At 26.1% G+C, this 10,198-nt stretch carries 9 protein-coding genes and 1 pseudogene; 8 read left to right on the top strand and 2 right to left on the bottom strand.

Features of this window, described 5'->3' with window-relative positions; genetic code table 11:
* Positions 1–469: pseudogene (locus E6A48_RS04445) on the bottom strand (alpha-1,2-fucosyltransferase); the annotation flags it as partial.
* Positions 470–626: 157 nt separating this feature from the next.
* Between E6A48_RS04445 and E6A48_RS04440 the strand changes: the two are divergent.
* Together E6A48_RS04440 and E6A48_RS04435 are read left to right on the top strand one after the other, a co-directional pair.
* A complete protein-coding gene (locus E6A48_RS04440; protein ID WP_219708841.1) occupies positions 627–1,751 on the top strand; it encodes a glyocosyltransferase in 1,125 nt (374 codons plus the stop codon).
* An 81-nt stretch (positions 1,752–1,832) separates the two neighbouring features.
* A complete protein-coding gene (locus E6A48_RS04435; protein WP_219708840.1) occupies positions 1,833–2,831 on the top strand; it encodes a glyocosyltransferase in 999 nt (332 codons plus the stop codon).
* Positions 2,832–2,833: 2 nt separating this feature from the next.
* Here the strand turns inward: E6A48_RS04435 and E6A48_RS04430 are convergent, their stop codons facing one another.
* Complete coding sequence (locus E6A48_RS04430; protein ID WP_219708839.1) at positions 2,834–3,991, bottom strand: glycosyltransferase family 2 protein; 1,158 nt, start codon at positions 3,989–3,991, stop codon at positions 2,834–2,836.
* Between the two features lie 233 nt (positions 3,992–4,224).
* Here E6A48_RS04430 and alaS point away from each other — a divergent pair, with 233 nt between their 5' ends.
* From alaS to E6A48_RS04400, 6 genes are all read left to right on the top strand, one after another.
* Complete coding sequence (gene alaS / locus E6A48_RS04425) at positions 4,225–6,819, top strand: alanine--tRNA ligase (RefSeq protein ID WP_219708838.1); 2,595 nt, start codon at positions 4,225–4,227, stop codon at positions 6,817–6,819.
* Positions 6,820–7,437: a HEAT repeat domain-containing protein gene (locus tag E6A48_RS04420; protein ID WP_219708837.1), complete on the top strand. Its 618-nt coding sequence runs from the start codon at positions 6,820–6,822 to the stop codon at positions 7,435–7,437. It begins immediately after the preceding gene.
* Between the two features lie 9 nt (positions 7,438–7,446).
* Positions 7,447–8,244, top strand: a complete 798-nt coding sequence (locus E6A48_RS04415; RefSeq protein WP_219708836.1) for a hypothetical protein — start codon at positions 7,447–7,449, stop codon at positions 8,242–8,244.
* A complete protein-coding gene (locus E6A48_RS04410; RefSeq protein ID WP_013244179.1) occupies positions 8,244–8,534 on the top strand; it encodes a hypothetical protein in 291 nt (96 codons plus the stop codon). The genes E6A48_RS04415 and E6A48_RS04410 overlap by 1 nt, the downstream gene beginning before the upstream one ends.
* Positions 8,535–8,594: 60 nt before the next feature.
* On the top strand, positions 8,595–9,566 hold the full coding sequence (locus tag E6A48_RS04405) for a D-alanine--D-alanine ligase family protein (RefSeq protein ID WP_219708835.1): 972 nt from the start codon (positions 8,595–8,597) through the stop codon (positions 9,564–9,566).
* Positions 9,567–9,662: 96 nt separating this feature from the next.
* The gene (locus tag E6A48_RS04400; protein WP_013244181.1) at positions 9,663–10,049 is read left to right on the top strand and encodes a Fur family transcriptional regulator; all 387 of its coding nucleotides are present in this window, start codon (positions 9,663–9,665) and stop codon (positions 10,047–10,049) included.
* The last annotated feature ends 149 nt before the right edge of the window (positions 10,050–10,198 follow it).

Genomic DNA, 10,198 nt, shown 5'->3' with positions numbered 1-10,198 from the left:
GTATAGCTATAGATTCGTTATTATTAATATCATTTAAAATGTTTATTTGTCTATCATTTAATAGTTTATATAAATAATCATCAAGTAAAAAATATTTAGTAAAGTCTAGATTATAGAAATATCTTATCCATACTATTTTATGATCTAAATATATACTTTTATTTGTTTTCTTTAATTCAGATAATATTTTATCTTTACCAATAGTATGGTCTATAAAATTTTCTTTAGATTTTTTTATTTCTTCTTGAGTAGCTACTTCAAATTTTATATTATTAAATAATTTAGTTAATATAAACTCTCTATCATCTATACCTAAAAAATCTTTTTTATTATTATCATAAAAAGTTAAATCTAGTTTAACATTTCTATTAAATGTATCACGAATGAAAATAGAAAAAGATAATTTAAGAATTTGATCTGTGAAACCATCACATACTTGCATTACTACTATTGAATTGTTGTTACTCATTAATAGACCTAAAATTATTAATTATATAAAATACAAAATAATTATATATAAATAATACTATTTTTCAAGTTTTTTATTTTTTATATATAATATCAAAAAAATTGACAAGTACATATATATTTGTTATAATAAACATAATACATTTTTAGAGTTTAGTATGAAAAAAGCAGTACTTTTTATAATTTTTAAAAGAGAAGAGTTAACTAATAGAGTTTTTGAAGTTATTAGAGAAGTTAAGCCGCCACGTTTATATGTTGTAGCAGATGGACCAAGAGAAGATGTAGAAGATGAATATGAAAAGTGTATGGCCACTAGAAAAGTTATTGAAAAGGTAGATTGGGATTGTGAGGTAAAAACTTTATTTAGAGAAAAAAATGTTGGATGCAGATTATCTATATCTGGCGGAATAAGTTGGTTTTTTGAAAATGAAGAGGATGGTATAATACTTGAAGATGACTGTTTACCAGATAAATCTTTCTTTTCTTTTTGCGAAGAGTTATTAGACTATTATAAAGATAATGAAAAAATAATGAGTATAGGTGGTTTTCATTATGGAGAGCCTTGCACAAAATATAGCTATTATTTTTCTTCTATAATGCAATGTTGGGGTTGGGCTACTTGGAGAAGAGCTTGGAAATATTATGATACTAATCTAGAGAAATATTCTTATGAAGATATATGCCAAAAAATAGATAAGATATATAAAGATGCATATATGAGAAGACATTGGAAAGATATAGCTTATATGATGAAAAATCCTGAAATTCAAAAAGAAAGAAAAGTAGATAGTTGGTCATATACTTGGACTATTTCAATAATTCAAGAAGAAGGTATATGTATAGACCCCAATGTAAATTTAGTAAGTAATATAGGATGGGGCATAGATAGTGTTCATTGTCTTGATCCTGATTTTTATTTAGCAAATACTCCTATATCAAATATAGATAAAATAATTCATCCACCAAAAGTAGAAACTAATATAGATATTGATGAATATGTTTGTCATTATAGATTTTCTTTTAAAGACGCTGAAGAATATATGCAAATGTTAGAGAATGATAAAACAGATTTGAGTACTAAAATACAACAATTAGAAAATAATGTTCAAGAATTAAATGCTAGAATACAACAATTAGAAATGATTAATTGTGAATTAGATAATACAAAAAACAATATTATTGCTAACATAAAAATTATTATAGATAAAATAGCTTGGTATATACCTTTTAGAAAACAAAGAGATAAGTTTAGAGAGAATTTATATAAAAAAATTGGTATTTAATTTATTTATATATCATATTTTATTGCTTAATTTAAGTGTATACTATATACTTTTTAATATATAAAAGTAAGGTTAGTGTTTATGAAAAAAGCCGTTCTATTTATGATATTTAATAGACCAGATCCAACTAGCAAAGTTTTTGAAGCAATAAGAGAAGCAAAACCACCTCGACTATATGTAGCGGCAGATGGACCAAGAAAAAATGTAAAAGGTGAATATAAAAAATGTATCTCTACAAGAGAAATTATTAAAGAAGTAGATTGGGACTGTGAAGTAAAAACTTTATTTAGGGATGAGAATTTAGGATGTGGTTTAGCTGTATCTGGTGCTATAAACTGGTTTTTTGAAAATGAAGAAGATGGTATAATACTTGAAGACGATTGTTTACCCAATCAATCTTTTTTTTATTTTTGTGAAGAGTTATTGGATTATTATAAAGATAATGAAAAGATAATGCATATACATAGCAATCATATAGGTAAACCATACTCTAAGTATAGTTATTATTTTTCCTCTATGGAGAGATGTTGGGGTTGGGCTACTTGGAGAAGGGCTTGGAAGCTTTATGATTATAACTTAGAAAAGTATTCATATGATTTAATATCTAAAAAAATAGAAGAAGTATATTTTTCTGATTTATATATTGATTATTGGAAAGATGTATTGAAGATAATGACAAACGATGATATAACAAAAAGAATTAATACTTGGGATTATCAATGGAGTTTTAGTATATTAGCCAATGATGGTTTGTGTATATGTCCTAATGTTAATCTTGTAAGTAATATAGGTTGGGGTAATGATTCTACGCATTGCCATAATGAAAAAGATAAACTTTCTAATATGGCTTCATATGAAATTAAAGAGATTATACATCCTAATAAAATAGAAAGAAATTTATTTATAGATGAAGATTCTATGTCTAAAAAATTCCATTATGTGCTTCCAAACACTGAGTATAGATTAAATATGATAATATCTAATATAAGAAGTATTGTAAATAAGTTAGCTTGGTATATACCTATTAGAAAGTTGAGAGATAAATTCAGAGATGATTTATATAGAAAGATAGGAATATAATTTTAATTTTTCTTTTTTATTGTAATTTTTATTCCAAAGATATGAATTATTTTTATATCTTTTAGATTATAAATACTAAAAAATTCTATTTTATTATTTTGTCTTTCTATTATTTGATTTATTTTATCATCTAATTTATCTATATTATCAAATAGTTGTTTTTGTAGCAAATAATTTTCATATGTTTTATTTAATTTTACTAATAAATAGTTTTTAGATTCAGAATTATTAAATATATTAATATTTATTTTATTAGCAATATCATGTAAATACCAATATTCTTTATTTATATCCTTTACATTTGTATTATTTACAATAGTTCTATTAAAAGCATCAAAAAATGAATTAAATATTTTTTGATAAAATAGTTCTATATTATTATAATTATTAAAATTTTCTATAAAATTATTTATTCTAAAATAATATGCCATTAATGTATTTCTAGAATTTACTAAAGATTGATTTAATTTTCTATAAAAATATTTAGCTTTATGATTGTAGGAAAATGTAAGTTTGTGTAATAAAGTTTGATAAAAAAAATGTTCGTCTTCAGTTCCATCATCTTTTGATAAAGTATAAGGTAAAAATCTTATATTATTTTTTATTATACTTTCTTTTCTATATATTTTATTCCATACGACAACGAATGGAAACTCTAAAGTATTATATTTTAAATCTTTTATATTAATATTAGATTTACCTTCTAAACATGTATTTTTTAATTTATTTTTTTTAAGTATATTATATATACTATATTGATAATATATATAATTATTATTATTATTTTCTATAATATTTAAATTGCTTACTATATCAGTATTATATTCTTTGGCAGTATTATACATTTCTTCTAAGAAATTATTTTCTATATAGTCATCAGAATCTATGAAGTACAAATAATCACCTTTAGCTAAATCTATTCCTTTATTTCTAGCAGTAGAAGGTCCTCCTGTATTTTTTTCATTTTTTAAGATAATTATTCTGTTATCTTTTTTAGAATATTCTTCTAATATTTGGTAGCTATTATCAGTAGAACAATCATCTATACATATAATTTCAATATCTTTTAAGGTTTGATTGATGATGCTATTTAAACATTCTTTTAAGTAAGGTTCTACATTATATACAGGTATTATTACACTTACTTTTATATTATACATAAAAATATATCCATATAGAATTTATATTTTATTATAGATAATTTGCATATTATAAACTAGTATATCCTATTGTCAATTATAAAATTAGTATAGAGTATTATTTATTATGATATAATGTATTAAATAGTTTATTTGTAAATTTAGCTTGCAAAACGAGGCATTTAATTATATTATTAATGAGTTAATTTTTAATATAATAGTTTTTTAATACATAATGTTATAGTGGAGATATTATGACGCATTTAGAATTGAGAGAAAAGTTTAAAGAGTTTTTTAAGAGTAAAAAACATGCTATAGAGAAATCATCATCGTTAATACCAATAGATGACCCTAGTTTATTATTTACAACAGCAGGTATGCTTCAGTTTAAGCCATATTATGCTGGAATAAAAAAAGCACCATATTCAAGAGTTGCTACCATACAGAAATGTTTCAGACTTTCTGATTTAGAGAACATTGGTAAAACAGCAAGACACCATACATTTTTTGAGATGTTTGGTAATTTTTGTTTTATGGGAGATTATTTCAAAAAAGAGGCTATTGAATTTGCTTGGGAGTTTTCTACACAGGTAATAAAGCTTCCTGTTGAGAGAATATATGTATCTATTTATGAGAAAGATGATGATGCATTTAAGATTTGGAACGAGCATATAGGTATACCAAAAGAGAAAATTGTTAGACTTGGGAAGAAGGATAATTTCTGGGGACCTGCTGGAGATTCTGGGGCTTGCGGACCTTGCAGTGAGCTTTATATTGACATGGGTGAAGAGAAAGGATGTGGCAAGCCTGATTGTTTTGTGGGTTGTGATTGCGAGAGGTATTTAGAGTTTTGGAATTTAGTATTCAATGAGTTTTTTCAAGATGTTGATGGCAATTTAACACCGCTTAAAAATGTTGGTATAGATACAGGAATGGGACTTGAAAGACTTTGTTATATTATGCAGGGAGTTGAGAGCAATTATCAGACTGATGTAATGAAGCCTATAGTTGATGCTATTTTAAATAAGCTTAATGTTAAATATGAAGGAAATAATAAAACAAAAATAAATTTATTAGCTGACCATTTAAGGGCTTTGGTGTTTGTTTTGGCTGAAGGCTGTAAGCCGTCTAATGAGGGAAGGGGATATGTTTTAAGAAGACTTTTAAGAAGGGCTTTAAAAACTGCTAATGATTTAGGACATAAAGGTGCTTTCTTAAATGAGCTTACTTCTGCTGTAATTAATGTTTATAAAGATATATATGATTATCTTCCAAAAGAAGAAGAGAATATTAAAAAGATATTAAAAGAAGAAGAGAATAAATTTTTAAGCACAATATCAGCTGGTATGAATAAACTTTACAGTGTAATGGAAGAAAATAGAGAAAGCAAAGTAATATCAGGTAAAGATGCTTTTATGCTTTTTGATACTTACGGACTTCCTTTTGACATTACAGAAGAAGAAGCTAATGACCATGGTTTTACAGTTGATAAAAAAGGCTTTGAAGATGCAATGGAAGAGCAGAAAAAAAGAAGTAGGGGAACAGGAGAAGATAAAAAATCAAAATTTGGTTTTGTTGAAAATTATGAAACTAAATATGTTGGAGAAGAGAGGGAGAGTTTAATTAACGGAGTAAAATCAAAAATAGTAGCTTTATATGAGAATGGAGAGAAAAAAGAAAGTGCATCATCTTCTAATGTAGCTGTAATTACAGAGGTATCACCTTTTTATGGAGAGATGGGCGGACAAGTTGGAGATAATGGCTTTATAGAGATTTCTAACGGAGAAAAGTTAAAAGTATTAGACACGCAAAAAAAAGAAAACACTATTATACATATAGTTGATTGTGCTAACAAAAAATTAAAAGTTGGAGAAGAGATAAAACTTTTAGTTAATTTCGATAGAAGAAGTGCTATAAGAAAAAACCACACAGCAACACATATACTTCAAAAGGTTTTGGAACTAACACTTGGTAATCATATTAATCAGGCAGGAAGTTTTGTTTGCGAAGATTATTTGAGATTTGACTTTACTCATCCAGATTCTATTAGTGAAGATACATTAATAAATATAGAAAATCAAGTTAATGAAATAGTATTTAAATCAATGCCTGCGGTGATAAAATATATGCCAAAAGAAGAGGCTATAGCTTCAGGTGCTAAGGCATTATTTGGAGAGAAATATCCTGATACTGTAAGAATACTTGATATAGGCGAAGGATTTTCTGTTGAGCTTTGCGGGGGCAGTCATTTGACAAATACATCTGAAGTTGGTTATTTTCATATAGTAAGTGAAGGTTCTGTTGCAAGCGGTGTGAGAAGAATAGAGGCTATTACTGGGCTTAATGCTGCTAGAGAGGCTACAAATTTATTTAATAAAGTAAAAAGTTTAAGCCATATACTTAATGCAAATAAAGTGGAAGAGCTTACAATTAGAGCTGAAAACTTACAAACAGAAATAAAAAAATTACAAAAAGAAAATAAACAATTAAAGACATCAGGATCATCTTCTAAAGCGTTTATAGATAATTGCGAAGATTTAAATGGAATTAAGTTTTATAATTTGGAGTTTGACGAAGATATAAAAGATATAAGGCTTTATGCTGATACTATAAAAGAGAGAGTTAAAGATTCTATAGCCTTTATGATAAGTAAAACAAATAATTCTATAATAGTTCAAGTTACAGGAAAAGCTTTAAAAGAAAAAAACATATTGGCTAATTCTTTAATTAAAGATATAATATCAGTTGCTGGTGGCAGAGGTGGCGGAAAAGATAGTTTTGCTCAAGGCTCTATAGAAAATATCGAAAAAGCAAAAGAGGCTATTAATAAAATAAAGAGTAGTTTATAAATGAAAAAAGTTTTAAGTATTATCATTATAATATTATTTTCTGTATCTTGTTCACAGAAAGATTTAACTTTAAGAAGGCTTGATGATGTTAATAGGGCTTCTAAGAAATTGCAAAATAATAAAGATGATGAAGAGGTTTTATTAGAGGTACTTAATGCTGCACAAAATGGTGGAAGAGAGGTAAGAGCTGAGGCTATATGGGTACTTGGAAATATTGAGGCAGAGATAGCTTATAGTGATTTTTTGAAGTCTAGTGTTGAAGACCCTGATTTTAATGTTCGATGTTTATCTATACATGGGCTTGGAAAGTTGGATGCTAAAACTCCTGAGGCAATAGATAGTATAAAAAGGGCTATATCCGATACTGATTTGCAGGTACAGATAGAGGCTTTGAAAGTTGCAGGTAATTTGAAAGCTCCTGAACTTTTAAACTCTATACTTGGAAGTTTATCTAGTAAAAACAAATGGGTGAGAATGGCCGCTATTGAAGCTTTAAAAGATTATGAAGATAATAGGGTTGACCGTTCTCTTAATTTGCTTTCTTCTACAGATAATGATTATGCTGTAAAATCTACTATAGAGCAGGTTTTAAAATATAGAAATGAAAAAGGAATGTAAAAAGAATATATGTTTGTTAATAAAAAAATAATTTATTTATTAATAATTTTCTCTTTTATAAGTATTTTTATTTTCTCATGCAAAAGTATGGGAAATTCTGTTGTAGTTGTAGATGATATAATATCTACAAATAGAATAGTTGCCGTTGCTTCTTTTACTTTCCCAAAGAGTATGACTAATGTAAATATAGATAGATTAAAATATTTAAATACAGAAATATATGCTGATGTTGTATTAAATAGTTTTATAAGTAATTTTAATTCTCAAAGTGAGTTAATAAAACTTGTAACTTTAGAAGAGGCTTTAGGTACTTTGGCTTTTTCTAAACTTCCGAATCATTATATATTAGGCTCAGATTATGTGGCTGCCACTGGAACTATAGCTACAAATAAATTAGATGATGATACGATTTCTTTACTTAGAGATAAAAATATATCAGGAGTTATGTATGCTAATTCTGAAATGTCTTTTTGGGCACAGAGTATTGATATAAACTTTGATATGTATGATTTAAATGGAAATAATTTATGGCTTGATACTTTAGAAGGATATTCTTATTATATCATAGGGGATACTGGTTCTCCTACTAAGCAGATGAACTATCAAATAGTAATAGCGGATGTTGTAAAGTTTCAACAGAAGCATGCTGATGAATTATATATTATAATAGATGAAGCAGTATCTAATGGAGTATACACTTTAAAAAATAAAGTGCCATATGCTTTTAGTACTAATGATATTTTGTTTACTCAAAAGACATTTAGTTTAACTAATGAAGATTATGCAAAAAAGGCAGGTATTAAATAATGGCAGATAGACAAAAAATAGAATTAAGTTTTAGTGATATTGATGAGTTTAGATTTAAAAGACCTTTAAAAGGTTATATTACAAAACTTGATAATGATAGATATGTTATTAGTAATGATGATTTAGCTATTAGGGGTACTGGTAAAACTCCGAAAGAGGCTGCCGAGATGATTAAAGAGCAGTTTATTAATTTGGCAAATGATGTTATGTATAAATCTAAATATGCTCCTTTAAGCGAGAGAGAGAGAAAAAAAGTAAGTATTATACAATCTATATGTGATATTATTTAAATATTATATATAGATTTTTTATTATCAAAAAACTTCTATTAATTTTATTAGGAATTAAATATGCTATTAACTACTGAATTAAAAAATAAAACATTAAAAGAATTTGAAGGAAAAAAAATAGCTGTTCTTCATGGCGGAATAAGTGATGAGAGGGAAGTTTCTCTTAGAAGCGGCAAGAATGTTTTTGAGGCTTTAACTTCCTACAAAGAATTAAAAGACAACACAATATTAATAGATGTAAAAGACCATTATGAATTGGTTGAAACTCTAAAAAAAGAAAATGTTGAATATTGCTATAATATATTGCATGGCACTTTTGGAGAAGACGGTACTATTCAAGGTCTTTTGGATTGTCTTAATATTAAATATACAGGCGAAAACACTTTGGTTAGCTCTCTTTGTATGAATAAGGTTTATACAAAAAGAATATGGCTTTCTTCTAATGTTTCTACTGTTGATTTTCAGCTTCTTGAAGATGCTATAAAAAACAATAATATATCTTTTAATTTCCCTATAATATTAAAACCTATTTCAAGCGGTTCTAGTGTGGGTGTTTCTTTAATTAAAACTAAAGATGAATTTGATAGTATTGTCAAAGATATAAAAGATACTAATAATTATTTTTTAGAGCCATACATTAAAGGTAAAGAAGTAACAGTTGGTCTTGTAGGCGATAATGATGATATATATGTGTTTCCTATACTTGGTATTAATCCAAAAAATGAAATATATGATTATGATGCTAAATATACTCCAGGAAAAACAGAAATGGAAATACCTGCTAAATTGGATAAACAAATAGAAAAAAAATTAATAGAAAATTGTAAAAAGGCTTATGATGTTTTAGGTTGTAAAGGTCTTTGCAGAATAGATGCAATAATTGCTGAAGATGGTTTTATTAATTTGATGGAAGTTAATACTCAAGGCGGTATGACAAATACTTCAGATATACCTGCTATGGCAAAAAATATTAATATGCCTTTTGAGGATGTTGTTTTATATATACTTTCTTTAGCTTATAAAAATGTATAAAATTATCTATTGACAAATATTAAAAAATTAGTATATTATACTAAATGATATTAATTATTAATTATAAATAATTTCTTCATAAGAGGTTTGTAAAATATGAACAACACCAGAAACACAATACAAAAACAAGTTATATTAAATGCTGTACGGGAATTAAAAAATCACCCTACATCAGAAGAGGTTTATAATTATATTAAACCAAACTTTCCATCTATTAGTTTAGGAACAGTTTATAGAAATCTTAATTTACTTTCTGAAAATAATGAGATACAAAAGATTTCTATAATAGACGATGCTGTAAGGTTTGACCATATCACAGGCGAGCATTATCATTTTCAATGTGATAAATGCAAAAAGTTAATAGATATTAATTTGCCTTATAATAAAGATTTAGATGAAGCTGTTTCTAAAAAGTATAATGTAGAAATAGATAAACATGACATTGTATTTATAGGCATTTGTAAATCTTGCAAATCAGAATAATTTTTTATTAAAAGAGTAGGTATTTTCTTTTATACTTAAAACATTTTTAATTAAAAAAATGGCTTTTATTTTTTAAGATGTTTTTTATATAAGCTAAATAATATGTATTAAATTGTTGTTGTTCTTTTTCCCGCCTTCGCGGTGCGGAC

It is taken from the genome of Brachyspira pilosicoli (assembly GCF_019402445.1).
In the GTDB taxonomy this organism is placed as follows: domain Bacteria; phylum Spirochaetota; class Brachyspiria; order Brachyspirales; family Brachyspiraceae; genus Brachyspira; species Brachyspira pilosicoli_B.
Note: the sequence above shows the minus strand (reverse complement) of the source record. Positions and strands in the feature narration are given on the sequence as shown.

Excerpts from the sequence above, each read along its gene's own strand:
- E6A48_RS04440 (WP_219708841.1), top strand. The coding sequence starts at position 627 with ATGAAAAAAGCAGTACTTTTTATAATTTTTAAAAGAGAAGAGTTAACT.
- E6A48_RS04435 (WP_219708840.1), top strand. The coding sequence starts at position 1,833 with ATGAAAAAAGCCGTTCTATTTATGATATTTAATAGACCAGATCCAACT.
- E6A48_RS04430 (WP_219708839.1), bottom strand. The coding sequence starts at position 3,991 with ATGTATAATATAAAAGTAAGTGTAATAATACCTGTATATAATGTAGAA.
- alaS (WP_219708838.1), top strand. The coding sequence starts at position 4,225 with ATGACGCATTTAGAATTGAGAGAAAAGTTTAAAGAGTTTTTTAAGAGT.
- E6A48_RS04420 (WP_219708837.1), top strand. The coding sequence starts at position 6,820 with ATGAAAAAAGTTTTAAGTATTATCATTATAATATTATTTTCTGTATCT.
- E6A48_RS04415 (WP_219708836.1), top strand. The coding sequence starts at position 7,447 with ATGTTTGTTAATAAAAAAATAATTTATTTATTAATAATTTTCTCTTTT.
- E6A48_RS04410 (WP_013244179.1), top strand. The coding sequence starts at position 8,244 with ATGGCAGATAGACAAAAAATAGAATTAAGTTTTAGTGATATTGATGAG.
- E6A48_RS04405 (WP_219708835.1), top strand. The coding sequence starts at position 8,595 with ATGCTATTAACTACTGAATTAAAAAATAAAACATTAAAAGAATTTGAA.
- E6A48_RS04400 (WP_013244181.1), top strand. The coding sequence starts at position 9,663 with ATGAACAACACCAGAAACACAATACAAAAACAAGTTATATTAAATGCT.